At 41.4% G+C, this 18,884-nt stretch carries 13 protein-coding genes; 8 read left to right on the top strand and 5 right to left on the bottom strand.

Features of this window, described 5'->3' with window-relative positions; all coding sequences use genetic code 11:
• The first annotated feature begins 30 nt into the window (after nt 1–30).
• Both ASU31_RS01345 and ASU31_RS01340 read left to right on the top strand, forming a co-directional pair.
• Nucleotides 31–1,287, top strand: coding sequence for a serine hydrolase domain-containing protein (locus ASU31_RS01345; RefSeq protein ID WP_057930595.1), 1,257 nt, complete (start codon nt 31–33; stop codon nt 1,285–1,287).
• 187 nt (nt 1,288–1,474) lie between these two features.
• The gene (locus tag ASU31_RS01340; RefSeq protein ID WP_057930594.1) at nt 1,475–2,593 is read left to right on the top strand and encodes a Gfo/Idh/MocA family protein; all 1,119 of its coding nucleotides are present in this window, start codon (nt 1,475–1,477) and stop codon (nt 2,591–2,593) included.
• A 47-nt stretch (nt 2,594–2,640) separates the two neighbouring features.
• Here ASU31_RS01340 and ASU31_RS01335 read toward each other — a convergent pair whose 3' ends face one another.
• Nucleotides 2,641–5,025: a TonB-dependent receptor gene (locus ASU31_RS01335; protein WP_057930593.1), complete on the bottom strand. Its 2,385-nt coding sequence runs from the start codon at nt 5,023–5,025 to the stop codon at nt 2,641–2,643.
• Nucleotides 5,026–5,134: 109 nt separating this feature from the next.
• On the opposite strand from ASU31_RS01335, the gene ASU31_RS01330 reads away from it, so the two are divergent.
• Together ASU31_RS01330 and ASU31_RS01325 are read left to right on the top strand one after the other, a co-directional pair.
• Nucleotides 5,135–6,589: a sensor histidine kinase gene (locus tag ASU31_RS01330; protein WP_057930592.1), complete on the top strand. Its 1,455-nt coding sequence runs from the start codon at nt 5,135–5,137 to the stop codon at nt 6,587–6,589.
• Complete coding sequence (locus ASU31_RS01325) at nt 6,576–7,268, top strand: response regulator transcription factor (RefSeq protein WP_057930591.1); 693 nt, start codon at nt 6,576–6,578, stop codon at nt 7,266–7,268. Before ASU31_RS01330 ends, ASU31_RS01325 begins: the two co-directional genes overlap by 14 nt.
• 82 nt (nt 7,269–7,350) lie before the next feature.
• Here ASU31_RS01325 and ASU31_RS01320 read toward each other — a convergent pair whose 3' ends face one another.
• Nucleotides 7,351–9,894 (bottom strand): SEL1-like repeat protein, encoded by a 2,544-nt coding sequence (locus ASU31_RS01320; RefSeq protein WP_057930590.1) that lies wholly within the window; start codon nt 9,892–9,894, stop codon nt 7,351–7,353.
• A 442-nt stretch (nt 9,895–10,336) separates the two neighbouring features.
• Here ASU31_RS01320 and ASU31_RS01315 point away from each other — a divergent pair, with 442 nt between their 5' ends.
• The 4 genes from ASU31_RS01315 to ASU31_RS01300 are packed head-to-tail and all read left to right on the top strand — an operon-like array spanning nt 10,337 to nt 15,205.
• Nucleotides 10,337–10,699, top strand: a complete 363-nt coding sequence (locus ASU31_RS01315; protein ID WP_057930589.1) for a response regulator transcription factor — start codon at nt 10,337–10,339, stop codon at nt 10,697–10,699.
• Nucleotides 10,696–11,760 (top strand): HEAT repeat domain-containing protein, encoded by a 1,065-nt coding sequence (locus ASU31_RS01310; RefSeq protein WP_057930588.1) that lies wholly within the window; start codon nt 10,696–10,698, stop codon nt 11,758–11,760. Before ASU31_RS01315 ends, ASU31_RS01310 begins: the two co-directional genes overlap by 4 nt.
• Nucleotides 11,754–13,181 (top strand): glycosyltransferase family 2 protein, encoded by a 1,428-nt coding sequence (locus ASU31_RS01305; RefSeq protein WP_157257899.1) that lies wholly within the window; start codon nt 11,754–11,756, stop codon nt 13,179–13,181. The genes ASU31_RS01310 and ASU31_RS01305 overlap by 7 nt, the downstream gene beginning before the upstream one ends.
• Nucleotides 13,182–13,183: 2 nt before the next feature.
• Entirely contained in the window at nt 13,184–15,205 is a 2,022-nt protein-coding gene (locus tag ASU31_RS01300; RefSeq protein WP_157257898.1) for an LTA synthase family protein, read from the top strand.
• On the opposite strand, the gene ASU31_RS01295 is transcribed toward ASU31_RS01300, so the two are convergent.
• Genes ASU31_RS01295 through ASU31_RS01285 form a run of 3 tightly spaced genes read right to left on the bottom strand, consistent with a single transcriptional unit; the run spans nt 15,206 to nt 18,856 of the window.
• Nucleotides 15,206–16,372: a hypothetical protein gene (locus ASU31_RS01295; protein ID WP_057930586.1), complete on the bottom strand. Its 1,167-nt coding sequence runs from the start codon at nt 16,370–16,372 to the stop codon at nt 15,206–15,208.
• Nucleotides 16,372–17,613 carry a YaiO family outer membrane beta-barrel protein gene (locus ASU31_RS01290; RefSeq protein WP_057930585.1) on the bottom strand — a complete coding sequence of 414 codons (1,242 nt, stop codon included), beginning with the start codon at nt 17,611–17,613 and terminating at the stop codon, nt 16,372–16,374. Before ASU31_RS01290 ends, ASU31_RS01295 begins: the two co-directional genes overlap by 1 nt.
• 34 nt (nt 17,614–17,647) lie before the next feature.
• Nucleotides 17,648–18,856, bottom strand: a complete 1,209-nt coding sequence (locus tag ASU31_RS01285) for a GAF domain-containing sensor histidine kinase (protein ID WP_057930584.1) — start codon at nt 18,854–18,856, stop codon at nt 17,648–17,650.
• Between the last annotated feature and the right edge of the window lie 28 nt (nt 18,857–18,884).

Genomic DNA, 18,884 nt, shown 5'->3' with positions numbered 1-18,884 from the left:
GCTATATTTGATATTAATAATATCGGTCTTATGAAACGTTTATTCCTGTTCCTCTCCATTACCACCATGTGTTTGTCGCTGCACGCACAGCAAACGGTCCATTCCGGTGCCTTTCATACTGAGCGTTTAGCCCGGATAGACCGTGTGGTTCAAAGTTACATCGATAGCAACTGGATTGTGGGGGCAGTATGCCTGGTAATGAAAGATGGGAAGCCAGCCTATTTTAAAGCATTTGGTATGGATGATAAAGAAAAAGGCAGGCCGATGCATAAAGATGCCATATTCCGTATTGCATCCCAAACCAAAGCGATTACCAGCACAGCGGTGATGATGTTATGGGAGGAGGGAAAGTTTCTGCTTGATGATCCGGTTTCTAAATATATTCCCTCATTTGCCAGGCCCAAAGTGCTCGATAAGTTTAACGAAAAGGACAGTAGTTATACCACCCTGCCCGCTAAACGCGAAATTACCATCAGAGATCTGCTCACGCACACTTCCGGATTAGGTTATGCACAGATCGGTTCGGCCAAAATGCAGGCCATTTATGCCAAGGCTGGTATACAGGCCGGATTTTCGGACCATCAGCAGCTTTTGGCTGATGCTGTTAATAAACTGGGCACTCTGCCCCTTGAATATAACCCTGGCGAACGTTTTAACTATAGTTTAAGTATTGATGTTTTGGGAAGGCTGGTGGAAGTAGCATCCGGCATGACCTTAGACAGGTTCTTTGCCGAAAGAATCTTTGCTCCCCTGGGGATGAGCGATACCTATTTTCATCTGCCTGAAATCAAAAGGGGCAGATTGGTAACTGCATATACCGAAGATGCGAAGACCCGTAAGCCCGTTAAATGGGTTGATGGTACATTTCCGGGTAGTTCGATAAATTACCCGGTGAATAACAATGGCTATTTTGCAGGTGGAGCCGGATTGGTATCCACCATAACTGATTATGCTGCTTTCCTGCAATTGTTTATCAATAAAGGGAATTATCAAGGTAAGCAACTGCTGGCAAGGCATACTGTTGATGTGATGACCAGGAACCAGATCGGGGATATTTCATTGGGTGATGATAAGTTCGGAATTGGTTTTCAGCTTACAACAGCTAAGGGAAGTGGCAAATTAGGCTTATCTGAAGGAAGTATCTCCTGGGGAGGTTTTTTCGCAACCTCGTACTGGGCCGATCCAAAAGAAAAACTTTCAGGCCTTTTATTCCTCCAGCAGTGGCCCTTTAAACATAGTGAACTCAGCGACAAATATAAAGTGCTGGTTTATCAGGCACTGAATTAATAATCTGCCAGAGGAAACCGTTTGTCGGTATCCTTATTGAACTTACTAATTAGCATATCGTGAAAACTAAATGTAACTGGTTGGTGTTAGGCATCATAAAGTAAATCAGTTAATTAAGCGGAAAAGATGTGTAATTGCACATATTGCTTAAATTTTTGCTGAATAGGTACATAGCCACAGGATAAATATGAATACCAGAAGAGATTTTCTACAAAAAATAGGTGCATCAGCATTGATGCTAAAATTGGGATCGATATCGGCATTTGCGAACGTTCCTGACCAAATTGAACAAGCTTACGAGGGTAGGGTACTCAGAGTAGCCATCATGGGTTTAGGTGGATATGGCACCCGTGTAGCAGAAGCGATGAAGGCCTGTACCAAGGCGAAGCTGGTAGGTGTAATTAGCGGTACGCCTTCAAAAATTAAAGAATGGCAAACGAAGTACAACATCCCGGAAAAGAATTGTTATAACTATGACAACTTCGATCAGGTAAAAAACAATCCGGATATAGATGCGATTTATGTGATTACGCCAAATGCACTGCACCATAGTCAGGTTATCCGGGTAGCAAAAGCCGGAAAACATGCCATATGCGAGAAACCGATGGCATTGAATGCAAAAGAGGGACAAGAGATGCTTGATGCTTGTAAAAAAGCAAATGTAAAGTTACTGGTTGGCTACAGGTTGCATTTTGAACCCCGGACACTGGAGGTGATCCGAATGAGAAATGCGGGCGACTTCGGTAAAGTTATGTTTTTCCAGGGGCAATGTGGTTTTAAAATAGGTGACCCTTCGCAATGGCGATTAAACAAAGCGCTCGCAGGCGGTGGATCAATGATGGATATTGGAATTTATGCAATTAACGGGGCAAGGTATATGGTGGGTGAAGAGCCGGTTTGGGTAACGGCTCAGGAAACCAAGACCGACCCTGTAAAGTTTAAAGAAGGTGTAGATGAAACCATACAATTTCAATTGGGTTTCCCGAGCGGTGCGGTAGCCTCCTGCTTGTCTAGTTATAACATTAATTACCTGGATAGATTTTTTATGAGTGGCGACAAAGGATATGCAGAAATGCAACCTTCTACGGGTTATGGTCCAATTAAGGGTAGAACACATAACGGTGAACTCACGCAGCCCACAACTACGCACCAAACTATACAAATGGATGAAATGGCAACTATTATTTTTGAAGATAAGAAACCAGTAGTTCCTGTAAACGGTGAGGAAGGCTTGAAAGATCTTAAAATTATTGATGCCATCTACCTGGCTGTAAAAACAGGAGAAAAGGTCAAACTAAGGGCTTAATTAAAGGAGATTTAAAGCGGATTTGGCTGCAGGGTGATTATTACCAGTTACTGCGTGCGTTTCTTTTCCTCCTCACTGGCCGAAGTTCTTTTCCTGGCAGCTGTTGGATTACCGCCCAACCGGTACGAGAAGCTTAAAGTAGCACTGCGTGTATCATTTTTCTCATAAAAACCATTATGTTGATTTTCGTAATCAACATCAATACGATAGGCATTTCCATAAAACATATCGTTTACAGCCAGCCTTAAAGTGCCTTTGCCCTTAAACAAACCCTTGCTCACACCTGCACTCACATCATAAAGCTGCGCAAGTTTATAAATGCCCTGTATGGTAGGAGAAGAATACCATGCACTGATTTCTGCTTTCAACCCCTGTGTTTTGTTCAATGTAAAAGCATGATTAGTGCTTAGGTAAATACCCCAAACATGATAATCATAACGGGCCTGTAAATATCCCGACTTTTCCTGGCGGTAGGAGCCCTGTGCATAATTGTTGATTTCCCACCATGAAGCTGGCTTAATGGGAAAGGAAGCCGAGAAGCCCATTTCCTGACTTAAATCGAGGTTTCTTTGGGTATCATAAAAGAGTTTTGAGGTGTTATCCTGTACCGAGATATTACTAAAATAATCAACTACCCGCCGTAGATAAAATGAAATGTTGTATTGCTGTTTATAGGTATAGCCCAGTTCGCCATTGTAAATAAAAGCAGGTTGTAATGCAGGGTTTCCTTCCAGGTAAGTGTAAGGGCTGGTATAAGATTTAAAAGGATTTAACCTCCAGTATTCAGGTCTGTTGATCCTTGAATTATAAACGAGGTTTATTTCGTTGTCTTTATTCATTTTATACGCCACAAAAAGCGTTGGGAAAAGCTTAAAATAGTTGTTCTGGTTATTGGTGTTTAATACTAGCGATTTTCCATTTGTTCGGGTATATTCACCCCGTAAACCGCCCTCAAAGCTCCATTTGCCAGCATCTCCGCTAATACTGGCATAAATAGCCGATATGTTTTCTGCATATTCAAAGCGGTCGCTGCGGTTAGGTACCAATTCCGGACCGGTTGTCGGATTATTATAAAAATCAAAACTGTTGCGTGTGCGGATACTGCTATATTTTACACCTGATTCAAACGTCCATTTCTTCCAGAACTTATCTGTATAATCCAGCTTTCCCGAATAGATATCGATATTCTGGTTAGATGGGGTAAAGATATGGTAATTGTCAGGAAGCAGATTGCCATTACCCAATGTGCCATAAGTATCTACCTGCTGGCTATTTTTGTTCTGGTAAGGAACATAATCTAAATCCACATTAATATTCCGGCCGTTGGTATCTAATTTGATTTTGTAGTTGAGGTTGAAACTATATTGATAGGCTTTTCCATTAGAAACGTTCTGGGTATGAAGAATAGAATCTGGTAGTGCCGCGTGGTTGTTAACAATAGTAGTTAATGTACTATTCGGTCTGCTGTTCGCACCATTGTAGCCGTTTACTAAAATACCGATTACCTGTTTGTTGGTCAGGTTGTAGTCTGCGCCGATTTTATAACTATTGGCGTTCCCGGAACGTGTTCCCGATTTATCATTACGCCAATCCGAATAGTTTCCTGGCGAATCGAAAATGATGTACTCACTTTCTGTATGGTCCTTTTTACGTCTGCTATAGCCATAACTGCCATATACATTCAATTTGTCTTTCCGATAATTGAATACCATACTTGGGTTATAGCTGCTATAGGTTGATTGGGTATAACCGCCGGAAAGCACCACGTTAAAGCCATCGCCTTTTGGTTTTTTAGAAATAATATTGATTACTGCACCGCCCTGGGCATCATATCTGGCCGTTGGATTGGCAATAATTTCTATTTTAGCAATATTATCCGAAGGAAGGCTCCGCAGATATGCAGCCAGATCTTCTCCCGATAACCTGATGGGTTTATCATCCATGTATATTACCACACCTTTATTGTTCGCCGTTACCCCACCGTCAAAACGTGTCTGTACGCCTGGTGCTTTGCCCAATGCATCCCAAACCGTTGCACCACTTGCTATGATGCTATTTTCGACATTGAATATCACCCTGTCGATTTTTCTCACAATAAGTGGTTTTGAAGCAGATACCGTTACCTGCTCCAGGGTTTTATCGTCACTGATCATCTCTATAACGACTGAATCCATCGGAAGATTTAATGTTTGAACCGTATTTTTATATCCAACTGCATTAGCCTTTAAAATGTAACTGCCTTTAAAAGGCTGCGGGAAACTGAACAGCCCGTTTTTTGAAGTTTGGATGGCTAGGGTCGAGTCTCCATGGCGCAAGCTGATGGTTGCCCCATCAATTGGTTCACCGGTTTTGCTGGATACCAAACCTTTACGTAATTGCGCTAAAGTGATCAGGGGGAAGCATAAAAGAAGGAGTAGGGTTAACTTTTTCATGTTTCAAAACTAAATGCTTTTCATGTTAAGCAAAGTTAATCTCGGTTAAATATGGTTAAATCTTCGGCCCAGACTTCCATTGATAAAATGAATTGTTCAATTTAGGGAAATGAAATGGCTTAGCTCCAGATATGTTTTTCCGCTGGCGATTATTACACTGATCATTAGCCTGTGCCTGCAATGTGCATGGATACGACAGTTGTATCTGGCGCAAAAGAAATCTGTTACTACAGTACTCGAATCTATTGTTAGCGATGCTTCGAGGCAGATAAGCTATCAGAGCATCGTGAAGGGGCACGAAAAAAGCATCCGTTTTCAGCAGTTTTTCCTCTCACCAGAATGGCTGGTGCTCAGGCACGCTTTTGATGATTTAAAAGTGGATAACCTGCGGAGCCGGTTCCATTATGGAATTACCAATGATAGTTCGGTGGTAGAAATGAAAATGTCGTTCCCGAACAATCCTAAGAAGCAAATCTATCAGAAATCAACAGCTATTACCGATGGTAAATCGCAACGGGAAGTTTCGCTGGAAGATCAGCGGGACCTGAAGGTGATGGATAGTTTGGTGAACCATCGGCTCTATGGCCTGGGTGTGGCTATCGATAGGAATTATGTCCTTTACGACTATTCCAGTGGGAAGTTAGTGAAAGGGAAAGCAGTTTCTAAAGATGCATCTGCTTTCGTCAGTGGGAAATATACCTATAACCTTAAGTTTCAGAACCAGTATCAGCTGGTGGTGCCAAGTATTACCTGGTTGATTATTTATCAGATGAGGTATTACCTCATTTCGTCGTTCCTGATGCTGGCGCTTACAGCAGCGGCGTTCTACCTGCTCATCAGGCTGATGAAAAACCAACAGCTTTACGCCCAGGCGAGAATGAGCTTTACCAGTAATATGACGCATGAACTCCAAACGCCAATTTCGACGATTGCTGTAGCCCTTGAATCGATCAGTAAATATCATTTGATTGATGAGCCCGAAAAGTTGCAGAATTACATTAATATAAGCCGTCACGAATTACAGCGTTTACAAGCGATGATAGAAAAGGTGCTTAAGCAGGAACAAATGGACCTTGGAAAAACAAATTTGCAGTTTACCCTCTTCGATATTCAATCCGTACTCAAACAGGTGATTTTTTCTATGGATATTCAGGTACGCGAGAAGAATTCGCAGCTTATACTTGTGCCTTCTGATGAACCCTATTTTATCAAAGGTGATGCGATGCACATTGCTAACGTATGTTATAACCTGATTGATAATGCATTGAAATATTCGCCGGCGCATTCCAAAATTGAGGTCTCCTGCAGCATTGCCGATGGTGAGTTAACCATCAGCTTTAAGGATAATGGTCCGGGGATTAAAGAAATTTATCAGCAACAGGTTTTCGAGCGCTTTTTCAGGATTTTTAGCCAGGATAATATCCACAATGTGAAAGGATCAGGCTTGGGGCTTCATTATGTAAAACAGGTGGTAGAACTCCACGGCGGGCGTGTTGCGCTGCAGAGCAAAATAGGGAAAGGAAGTAATTTTATGATCATTTTGCCATTATATGAAGAAAACTAAGGTTTTATATGCAGAAGATGAGCCTTTTTTGGCGCGCATTGTGCTCGATGGCTTAACCAGCAGTGGTTACGAGGTAAAGCTGGCTTTAAATGGAGCGCTTGCCTGGGCGCAATTTGAAGCTGAAAAGCCTGATATCTGTGTACTCGACATCATGATGCCTCAAAAGGATGGTTATACACTGGCGGCCGAAATCAGAAAATCAGATCCCAATATTCCGATCATCTTTTTGAGCGCAAAAGCCCTTACCGAAGATGTGGTGATGGGATTTAAAAGCGGCGGAAACGACTATCTTAAAAAGCCTTTTAGTATTGATGAGCTCCTGGTGCGGATGGAATCACTTTTAAAGCGGTTTGGCCCTGCGAACAACGAGGAAGACGATACCGATAGAAAATACCGGTTCAGGAACTGTGAACTCGACCCTGTAGCCCAAAAACTAAAAACTTCTGTAGGTGAATATTCACTTTCTTATAAAGAAGCTATCCTGCTTGAATTATTACTGAAAAACCGCAATAATATTTTGGAACGTGAGGACGCGCTGATCAAGATATGGGGAGAAGACAGTTTTTATAATGGCCGTAGTATGGATGTGTTTATGGCACATCTGCGAAAGCTCTTAAAAAGCGAACCTGAAATACAGATCATCAGTTTGCGTGGAGTAGGGTATAAGCTCATTTGTTGATGATGTATTAGTTAACTTAGAATCGAAAATCCCGAAATTGATAACCAGGGTTGAAATACATGGCCAATGCATCTCTCTCAACTTAAAAATTAAACCAGCCTTTCTTTTTGATTAGTAAGTCTTCGGGTATTTCCAAACCTGCTGTTTTGGCCGCATCAAGATGCTGTTGTACCTTTTGCTCATCCTTAAAGCCTGTTTCATTTCTATAAATCAAGGCAAGATCTATATTTGCCTGATGATATCCGCGATCTAGTGAAAGCTTAAAGTTTTCTATTGCCTTGTTCACATTTTTGCTGGTACCCAGTCCATTTAAATGAAAAATGCCAAGATTGTAGGCAGAAATATCAATGCCTTCCTCAGCACCTAGCTGATAATACTTCAGTGCCTTTTCATGGTCACCTTTTAAATCATAAAGGTAGCCCAGCCAGTTGTTTTTAGGTTCACCGAGTTCGGCAGCAGTTTGATAATATTGAAGCGCCTTATCCGGATTGAAGGGAACTAATAGACCTTCGGAATAGATGTCGCCAAGGTTGTTATTGGCTGTTGCCAGTTGAGCATCAGCTGCTTTGTTTAGCCAGAATAATGCCTTTTCCATATCCACTGGTGTACCAACTCCATACTTATAGCACATGCCCAGTCCGTTCATGGCATTCTCTTCATTGGCAATTGCACTTTCATGGAACCAATAAAAGGCTTTATCATCATCAATAAACCCTTCAATGTTATAGTAAATATGTGCAAGATTATTCATGGAGAGGGCATGACCTTTTTCAGATGCAATGGTATCATAATATATTGATTTTGCATAATCCTTAACGTTATAAGCTTCTATAGCCTTGATATAAAGATTGTAAGCAGCGTCCAGTTCGTCTGTTATCTGTTCATCATTTCTGCTTAGCCCTTTTCCATAGGCCAAAAGTCTCTTCCTGCTTTCATGTTCAAAATAATAAGCGTAATCTTCGCTGGCATGCTCCTGTGCAACTGATTTAGGGGTAGCGGTAATTGCTGTATCGCTTACGGAATAAACGTTATCGTCTTTAAATGCGTAAGCAAACCCATCTTCATTGGGTTTCTGTACAACAAGGTCAAATTCGAAACCGCTAATATTATTGTTTGCAACATTGGAAATGCACCACAACTGATTTTTTTGCAGCGTAAAAACGGTTTCATGAAGCCACAGGATCTGCTGGTAGTCATCAAGAGGGATTAACCATGATGGGTTTTTCGGATTGCCGTCATAAATGCCCTTTTTATCCCCCTGATGGACCAATGCGATATCACTTATCTCATCCTTAATTCTGGCGCGGATATCCAAAATTGCATCATATTGGCAGGGAAGTACATAACATTCATTTTTTCTGCTGATGGCACCATGTTTCTTGTTTTTTCGAATAATCAGCAGGTCGTTGAAATTTGTTTGTCTGTTTATTTTTTCAAACCCGCTATCCAGCAGGGTTCCATCTTTTTTGTATAATAGCCCCGAATTAAGACCTTTATGGGGCTTAATCATTAACAATCCATTATCGAGGTTTTCTATAGAATCAATTGGAAATTCGCCCAGGTACTTAAAATACTCATTGTAAATCTTTTGATTTTTCTGTCCACTCACCTTGGTGTAATAAAAACCGTATCCGGCATTAATTATATCCTGATGTTCAAAACCAATAACCACCTGGCCTGAGGCATCGATGACACCCCAAAGAGATTCTTTTTTTGCATTGAAGCTATTCCCATCCCCGATAGTTTCCAGTTCGTCATAAACAAGCTGGGTGATCTGCTCGCCTTTTGAATTGATCAATCCTGATTTTTGTTGCGCTGTAACTACGGCAACACCCGAATACTCAAAATCGAAAGCATCCTCCCAAATCAATGGAATTGCTATTTTTCCAGCAGTATCCACATATCCGTATTTACCGTTTTTTGATACCACCGCCAGGTCCTGTGGTCCAAAGCTATAAAATTCATCAAACTGGGGGGCTAGTAAGATACGGCTATCCTTATCCTTTAGTCCCCAAAGTTTATTTTCTTCAAATATTTCATACGTAAGGTCTTCTTCAACAGCTGTCCAGATACAGGACCAGCCGTAGTTATAGCCTTCATAATTCAATAGGTCGGGGAAAGAGGTAAAACCAGGATTGACATCATTAAGATCTTTATAATTCAGCAGGCTGATATCTCCCGCGTCCATCGCTTTGGTAATTATCTGATTGTTATGGGTAATGTTCGCGAGCCAAAGCTTTGCCTGTTCGGCGTGAGGCGAATCCTCCATATTTAAAACGTCCCACATGTCCAGGTGAAAGTAACTGCCTGTAAGCTTATCCAGATAATTGAAAAGCTTGTCGCGGGCATCTTTAAACTTTTCTATATCTGTGATCAGACCAGGCTGGTCTTCAAGAAATTTATAAAACCGTTTCAGGTTTTCAATTCCTGGTTTGGCATAATAGAACAATCCGGAATCATTAAATTCAATATGATTGTTGTAATTGTTGCCTGAAACGAAGCCTCCTTCTACTAATAATGGCTGAAGTATAAGCGGCATTTCGTAACCCCATTCCATCATCATCTTATCTGAATCTTCTGCAACTGACGGGGTATCGATATTGTATAAATAGGTACGGTGTGACATTCAATTTTATTAAGGGGCTGCAAATCCTGGAGCCAATTTTATGCCATTTATTGGTTTGGGCTTAATTTCATTTTATGGAGCGGCAGTTATGCTTTACCATACCTCCCAAAAAATGATTTCAGGAAAGAAGGGTTACTTGTGGAGAATTCGCATAAAGCTTGAAACCTCCTCCATCAACCTTTATGCTTTTTAGTTGTAGTTTAAAACTTGTAGTTGTGCGCTAAAAGTGCGGGGGTTCCTTTCTCTAAAATTATGAACTTTCGCCTGTTGCATGGAAAGTGGTTTGCACGCACTTTCTGCTTTCAAATGCTCAATTCAGTACTGTTTATCAGGTGTTTGGACATTGTATATTTCTTTGATAACGATTACGGATTGCGTTCGCATTGTTTAATTATCGATTGAAATGTATTAACTTTGCAAGAGACATCCAATAACTTTAAATATGAGGGTATTAATTGCTGAAGACGATGAGTTAATGCTCAGAACAGTCGAATTCCGTTTAAAAAAAGACGGCCATGAGGTGATCCTGGCGCGTGACGGGCGAGACGCGTTGCAGAAAATAGAGGAATACCAACCTGACCTGATTATTTCCGATGTGATGATGCCTTACCTTTCGGGCCTGGAAATCGTAGCTGCGGTAAAAGAAAATAGCCAAACACCCATCATCATCCTTTCTGGAATGGGACAGGAGGATATCGTACTTGAAGCTTTTCGTTTAGGTGCAGACGATTACTTAACGAAGCCCTTTAGTCCTAACGAACTTTCTGTGCGGATAAAGCGGTTTGCAGTAGTTAATCAGAGATGATTTTTTTTGAAGTACTGCTGTCATTTTTCTTCGCGCTGGCAATCTGCCTGATCACATTTCTTTCTTTTTATTTATTTGTCAGGAAAATCTGGAGAAGGGAATATGTTAAGTGGGACATGATGATAGATCTGTTACTTCGTAAAGCTATATTCTTTCATGAGAACAATACCACGCAACTGGCTTTAATTCCAGTAACCCGACGGTTAAAAGCCAACCTAAAGAACAAGAGATTCTGTAAGCAATTTGTGAAAAAAATTATTGCGGCAAAGCGTAACATGTCTGGACGGTATGGTGAAAACCTGCGTCATTTATACATTCAGCTTGGCTTGGATAAAAAAGCACTGCGATTACTGGAAAGCAGAAAATGGCATGTGCGGGCTTATGCTATTCAGCAAATTGGAACGATGGGCCTTAAAGAACATCTTACCAGAATATACCGTTATACCAATAATAAAAATGACCTGGTTCGTATTGAGGCACAGATTGCTGTACTGAATCTTTTTGGGTTCGAAGGACTTCGTTTTCTTGATATCATCTCGTATCAGATCACAGAGTGGCAGCAGATCAGGCTTTTAAAAGAATTGTCTACAGTGCCACAAGCCGAGTTAACGGGGATCGACAAATGGCTAAACTCCGGCAATCCGAGTGTTGTTATATTTGCCCTTAAATTGGTCCGGAATTATCATCGATATGAGCTTTATGAGCACATTGTAAGTTGCCTGGATCATGATGATGCCAGTGTGCGGAGGCAGGCGATTTCAACATTAACCGAAATATATACAGAAAATACATCAGAAAAACTGCTGAGCAGGTTCGAGGCAGAAACCTACAAAAATCAGATCGCTATCATGAATGCGATTGCAGTGATTGGGGATGTGCAAAATGTTTCAATACTGCTAGGTTACCTGGAAGCCGAGCAGCACGAAATGAAATTTGCGGTTGCACGGGCACTTGTCAACGGTAGTGCTACTGGCCTGGAATGCCTGATTAACGATCCCAGATCGAAAACTTACCCCTTAAGCGACATGATTCCACAACTAAAAAGCGAGATTAAATGGTGAGCTGGCAATCGTTTTTAACAGATTTTTTTACTTATGGGTTATTAACCTATTCATTGGTGCTTCTGTCATGCTACATATTTATTGCGGTGTTTTCGATGGGAGAGATCCGCAACTATCTGCGTAAAAATAGTTTTACAGATTATGGCGTGCTGGCAGGTTCCAGGCAGGCCCCAAGTATCAGTATATTAGCACCAGCCTATAATGAGGGCGCAAATATTATCGAGAATGTGCGGTCTTTGTTGTCTATTAATTACACCAATCTTGAAGTAATTATTATTAACGATGGGAGTAAAGATGATTCGTTATCAAAGCTGATTGAAGTTTATGATCTTTATAAGGCTGACTTTTTTATTAACGGCCAGATTGAAACCAAGGAAGTAAGAGGTGTTTACAGAAGCAGAAAAGTAGTTTACAGAAAGTTAATCGTTGTTGATAAGCAAAATGGCGGAAAGGCAGACGCCTTAAACGTTGGTATAAATGTTTCAAGCAACGATTATATTGTTTGCATCGATGTTGATTGTATTTTAGAGCAGGACGCTATTCTGAAACTGGCCAAGCCATTTTTGGAAAACACAAAAGAGCGGGTGATTGCTACGGGAGGAGTAATTCGTATTGCCAACAGCTGTATTGTGGAAAACGGGCGCTTGCTCAAAGTTAAGCTTCCCAGGCAGTTCCTGCCACGTGTTCAAACGCTGGAATATATTCGGGCCTTTTTACTAGGTCGGATGGCGTGGAGCCGCTTAAATGGTTTGCTGCTTATATCAGGTGCTTTTGGCGCATTCGATAAGGAGATCGTGATCAAGTGCGGAGGATATAATCACAAAACAGTAGGCGAGGATATGGAGTTGGTAGTAAGAATGAGACGATATATGCAAGAAAATGGGATTGCGCACAAAGTGAGCTTTATTCCCGACCCGCTTTGCTGGACGGAAGCGCCATCGACCTTTAAAATACTGGGCCGACAGCGAAATCGCTGGACCCGGGGTACAATAGAGACCCTGCAGATACATAAAGTCATGTTCTTTAATCCCAAATACGGCCTTTTAGGTATGATTAGCTATCCATATTGGTTTTTCTTTGAATTTTTAGCCCCTTTAGTTGAATTTTTCGGATTTATCGCCTTTATTGTCTTTGCCTGCTTCGGATTGGTCCAGTGGTCTTTCTTTCTGGGCTTATTGCTTTTTATATTCAGCTTCGGATTTTTATACTCAGTTTTTGCAATATTGATGGAGGTGCTCACTTATAACCAATACAAAACGAACAGAAATCTTCTGCTTTTAATTCTTACTGCATTTCTGGAGCCATTAATCTTCCATCCGTTTGTGGTATGGTCGGCTATCAAAGGCAATATCGATCTGTTGAGGAAAAAGAATTCCTGGGGTGAAATGACCAGGAAGGGATTTACAAAAGAAAAAGTTTAATAATGATCAGCCGTTTTAAATCAGCAACCATAGTTTTTCTGCAAATCGCCCTCGTTTGGCTTATTGCTTTAATTGTAATCAGAGTTGTAGAAGTTGTGGTTAATGGATTAATTCATCAATTCCCGGCTAAGCTATTTAGTTTTATGCTGTGGTCATGGCTGGCAGATCTTAGCTTTTGGCTAAAATGGCTGATTTTTGAATTTATTCTATTTGTTCCGCTGTTTTTTGTACATCCTAAACTGGCTAAAGTTAGTTTTAAAGTATTTGTTGCCATTACCATCTTCATTCAACTGGTGCTCTGCCAGTATTTCGCTACCGCCCTGGTGCCTTTAGGAGCAGATTTTTATGGTTACTCTTTTGCGGATATCAAGCAAACTGTTGGCGCATCCGGTGCGGTAAGCCTGCCTTTAATTTTAAGTTTTTTATTCGTAATTGTACTTTTGGTAGTTGCACTTAAGCGATTGCCAAACCATATCAAGGTTCCGTTATGGCTGGCCTGGTCTTTGCCTATACTGTCTGTTTTTTATCTAATGACCAGTGGCGAGGAGCATCTTTTTAAAAAAAACTTTGAAAACCTTTTTGTCAATAACCTCGCGCTGAACAAGGCCGATTACTTTTTTAGCAGTTCTTATATTCATTTTTATCCCGGGGATGAGGATGTGGATATTTATGCTGATGCCTACATTGGAGATTATGGCGACGGTAGTATTGCGCCCGCAATTTTCAGCTACCTGGGTGGCTCGGAATACCCATTTTATAGGAAAGCGAATGATCGTGATGTTCTGACACCATTTTTCAATAAAGCCAACGGTAAACCAAATCTGGTAATCATCATCGTTGAAGGCTTGGGCCGGGCGTTTACCAATGAAGGTGCCTATCTGGGAAATTTCACTCCATTTATCGATTCATTAGCCAATAAAGGCCTTTACTGGAAAAACTTTTTAAGTGCTGGTGGTCGCACGTTTGCAGTTCTCCCGTCTTTAATGGGATCTTTGCCTTTCGGTAAAAATGGTTTTCTTGAGCAGGGACGGCAAATGCCAGATCATCTTTCTTTGTTCAGTTTGTTGAAATTTAATGGCTATAAAACATCATTCTATTATGGAGGAGACGCAGGCTTTGATAATATGAACCTGTTTCTTCAAAAGAACAGCGTTGATGAAATCAGAGACCTCAAGTCCTTTTCGGCAGGCTACGCTAAGCTGCCGGCAGAAAACGGATTTTCATGGGGATATGGAGATCAGGAGCTATATAGATATTATCTGGCAAACAGGCCTTCAAAAGCTGCCAAACCTGCAGAACTGAACGTAATTTTAACGGTCACCACGCACAATCCTTTCCTGATTAATGAACAGGAAAAATACAATTCCAGGTTTGAACAAAGGATGACGGACTTGGGATTCGACGAAGCTAAGAAAGATAATTATCGCAATTACAAAAACCAGTATGGCACCATTTTATATGCCGACGATGCTTTGAAGAGCTTTTTTAACAATTATAAGAAAAGAGAAGACTACACCAACACCATTTTTGTAATTACCGGAGATCACCGGATGCCAGAGATCCCCATGAGTAACAAGATCGATCGCTATCATGTACCTTTAATTATTTATTCGCCCCTGTTAAAGCGTAGTGCCCAGTTCGCATCCATATCTACACATTTTGATATAACGCCAAGTTTGCTCGCGTATCTTCAGTCAGGCTATGGTATAGACTTACCCGGCGCTGTAAGCTGGCTCGGATCGGGACTTGATACTGCCCGCTCATTCAGGAATGTGCACAGTTACCCACTGATACAGACCAAAACCGAGATGGTCGATTTTATCCAGGGCTCCTATCACCTCAACGGCACATCACTTTATCAAATAGGCGACAATATGCAAGAGGAGTTAGTAAGAGATGAGGTGAGTTACGAACGCATAAAAAATGCCTTCGAAAGTTTTAAGCGGAAAAATGCAGGTTTGGGTTCAAAGGCCAGGGTGCTGCCACCGTCGGTAATTTTAAAATATCGGCCGACGAAGAAATAGCTATTTTTTATTGTACTCCCGTTCCTGATCAAGGATGTTGGTCATCATCGGGCGATAGAAATTCCAAAAGAAGCTCGATCGTTCCATCGGGTTACTGGTGTCATAGAATAACCATTTGAATGCACCAATCCCTTTGAAATAAGAGGAAGATAGGCTTACTGGGTTGTCGCAGAAATCTCCGGAGAAGTAATAGAAGCGATAATCGGTTTCCTTGTGCATCAACACGGCAGGAAAAACAGCACTTAGTCCATTTGCTTTCAAAAGCGCCTGCCCATTTTGGTTAACATCCATCTGAAAGCTGGCAACCTGGGTATTAATCGCCCTGTTCGGCTGAATGACGTCAAACCAGAATGCATACTTAATCTTTTCAGGCAAGCCCAGTACTTTTTGTCCGTATTCACCACTGATAATATGTGGCATTGGGTTTTTTAAGTCGCGGCCATCCTCCAGGATGATGACCCTGTCCTGATTGCTAACCAAAGCAATGCCCGACTTTTTAAAAGGCCAGTTGTTGTTATTTGCCCGTTTATAATTATTAATGAGCCATCGCGGCAGTTCCTTATTTCTTGTCGTATCTAGGCTTTCAAAAAAGCGGCCTGTCCAGCCGGTCCAATGCATCGCGAACATATCCTCAAAATGCTTTCTGGTTTCTTGGCTTGTGGGGCTTCCTATGCTATTAAATTCTGTGATAATGAGCTTCTTTTTCTGCTTCATCTGCTTTAATAACTCAATATCCTGGCTACTCATCCCACCATAAACCATTCCGGAGCGTTCGTTGTTATTCTTTTGGGTATACCATTCGTTTCGATAAATGCCGTAGGTATCAGTAAAATAAACCAGGTTAATATCCTCACTTAATTGCTGTAGCTGATCATTGTTAAACCGCTCCAATCCCTTCAGGCGAAATTTTTCCCCCTCCGAAGGGAAGAAGCCAAAATAATCGTGATCAATTTTATAAAACTTACTTGCTGTTTTCGTTAGTTTCTCATGATTTAATATCCATAAGAAGGAGATGTGTTCCTGGCCGGCGGATGTAAGAACTGTTTTATCGATTATGGCAGCAACCATTTTGGTTTTTGGGCTTAAATACCAGCAGAGCCACATCGTTAATGGAATGCCGGCAGCAGCAGCCAGTACAATCCATAGTTTCTTTACCTTCCTTGTCATTAGAAACGTCTGATGTAGCCAATCCCAAGATCAAATTGATTGCCTTTAGTGTCAGGCCTGTATTCCTGGTTCTCCAGCCCGAAGTTAACAATGAGGATATTAAGCGATTTAAACGCTTTCCGGTAACCGAGCGTAATGTTATTTGATCGAAGCTTGTAAGCCGTGTTTCCAATTAAAACATTATTCTGGGGGTCATCTGGTGATAAACCAGTGCCCAGGCGAAGGCTAAAATAATCATCGGCACCACCGAAATAGTATCGGGTGGTTAAGGCAAAAGATTGAGAGATCTGATCGTTGGAAGGGGTTAAAAAAGTCCTGAAATTAAACCAAAAGCTTTTGTAGTATTTCCCTACTGATGCGGTATAGCTCCAGGTTGATTCGCCAAAGGTTAAATAGCGAAATCCAGCTTCTGCTTCAAAACTTGCCGGTAGGTTTGCATACAATGAAAAGCCTGCACGGTAGTGAGGAAACACGCCTACATCGTTAGAGTACCCGCCACTGATATAGGCCTGGAAAGTGTTTGATATACGCGGATATGCATCTATCTCGAACTGAAGGCCGTTGCGGTTAAAACGGTTTGCATAGTTTACCCTTCCGGTAACCGAGCCCAATTTGGTTTGCCTGCTATAGTCTATACTCACAATGTGCCATGGATCATCGAATTGTTTATCGAAGTAAACAAAGTCGTAATTGAGTCCTATCTTGTTTTTGGAAGAATTTTCCCTTACTCTTGCGGCAAGTGTGCGTGCTTCGGTGAGGTTGGGCGATCTTTTTAGCACCCCTTCAATAGCTGCGTTTGCTTCGGTCCATTTTTTTAAGCTGTTAAGTATTTTAGCTTTTAACAGCAGGAGATCATCGTCTGTAGGATGGAAAGTAAGGCCTTTATTTACCTCGAGCAGGGCCTTTTCATTATTGTCTTCCCAAAATTCGAGGGTAGAATTAGCCAGATGTGCATCTTTGTTATCCGGCTGTTTCGCTAAAACCAGTGCGAAAGCTTGCCTGGCACTATCAGGTTGCTTGCTCCAGGTATAAACCCTGCCTAAAAAAATCCTAATATCTGCATAGTCCGGACTTTTAGCCAAAGCCTTTTTACTAAGTGCAATGGCCTTAGGATAGTCTTTTGATTCGAAGGCTGCAGTTCTTGCCTGGGTAAACAGCTCGTCTGCACTGCCTTCCTGCGCTTGCGAGAATTTGGAGAATACCAGGGCTGATAATAGCAATAAATAAAATTTGGGCTTCATGATAGCAAAAACTAGATTTTTAGCAGACAGAAAATTATGAATGGCGTTGAGGGAGTTCAATGCGGAAGACTGTTCCCTGTCCTTTTTCAGAGGTGATGAGCATTTCACCATTTAGTTTGTCAATTAGGTGTTTTACCAGCGATAAGCCAAATCCGTAACCTTTTTCACCTCCGGTGCCTTGTTTTGTGCCAATACCTCCTGTTAAGATTTGTACAATTTCGTCTTCCATAATTCCGACGCCACTGTCGGCAACCACGATACGTAAAATATTTGTTTCCGGCTTAACCACCACGTCAAGGTCTACGGTTATTGTCCCCCCGCTGGGGGTAAATTTTACTGCATTGGAAATCAGGTTACCATTAATCTGCAGCAGCTTGTTTTTCGAAAAGACAATGTTTTTTTTGTCTGGGTTAATATTGATATTCAGATTGATGTTTTTGCAGGTTGCCTGCGGTTCGTAAAGCTCCTGAAGCTTGGTGCGGAAACTGCTGAGGTCAAATTCATTAACACCTGGACCTTTCACTTCATCATTATCAGAAAGTATTTCGTCTGCAAGATCTAAAAGTGATTTACTTCCACTATGAATGAGTTTGATAAACTCAATTACCTGATCCAAATTGGCACTTTTCCCTTGCTCAGTAATAATTTCAGACAGACCTATTATCCCTGCAATTGGTCCGCGAATATCATGAGCAACTTTTTTGGTTGATTCTTTAAGATCTTTTAAATTATTATGCATCAACTCCATGGTCTGATAGGTTCTGATCCTGTTCATGATCTCTGCAGCAATGATCTTCAATAGCTCGATTTTCTCCGGGCCTAATGTTTTCAATCCGGTATCCAATACACAAAGGGCACCGATGTTTAATCCGTCGTTATCCTTTAGTGGTACGCCAAAATAATAACGAAGGGACAGCGGGGCACCGACATAGAAATTTTTATTAAAGCGGTCATCTGCCGAAAGATCCAGTACCTCGAACTGATCGTTTTGTGTAATCGTGTATTGGCATACAGACTCTTCCCGGGGCATCTGCTGTAAATCAAGGCCATGTCTACCTATCGTCCACTGGGTATAGGCGTCGATGAGGTTAACCAATGAGATTTCTGTACCGGCTACTTTCGCGGCCAGATGGGTGAGGTCTTTAAAACTTTCAGACAGGCTTCCGTAATCAATATCGAGATCGGACAACCTTAAAAGCCTTTCGGATTCATTATATGGTACAGGATAATTTATTTCAGACATGGGTTTATGTTTCTAATGTGGAAATGAC

Source organism: Pedobacter ginsenosidimutans (assembly GCF_001442625.1).
Lineage (GTDB): Bacteria > Bacteroidota > Bacteroidia > Sphingobacteriales > Sphingobacteriaceae > Pedobacter > Pedobacter ginsenosidimutans.
Note: the sequence above shows the minus strand (reverse complement) of the source record. Positions and strands in the feature narration are given on the sequence as shown.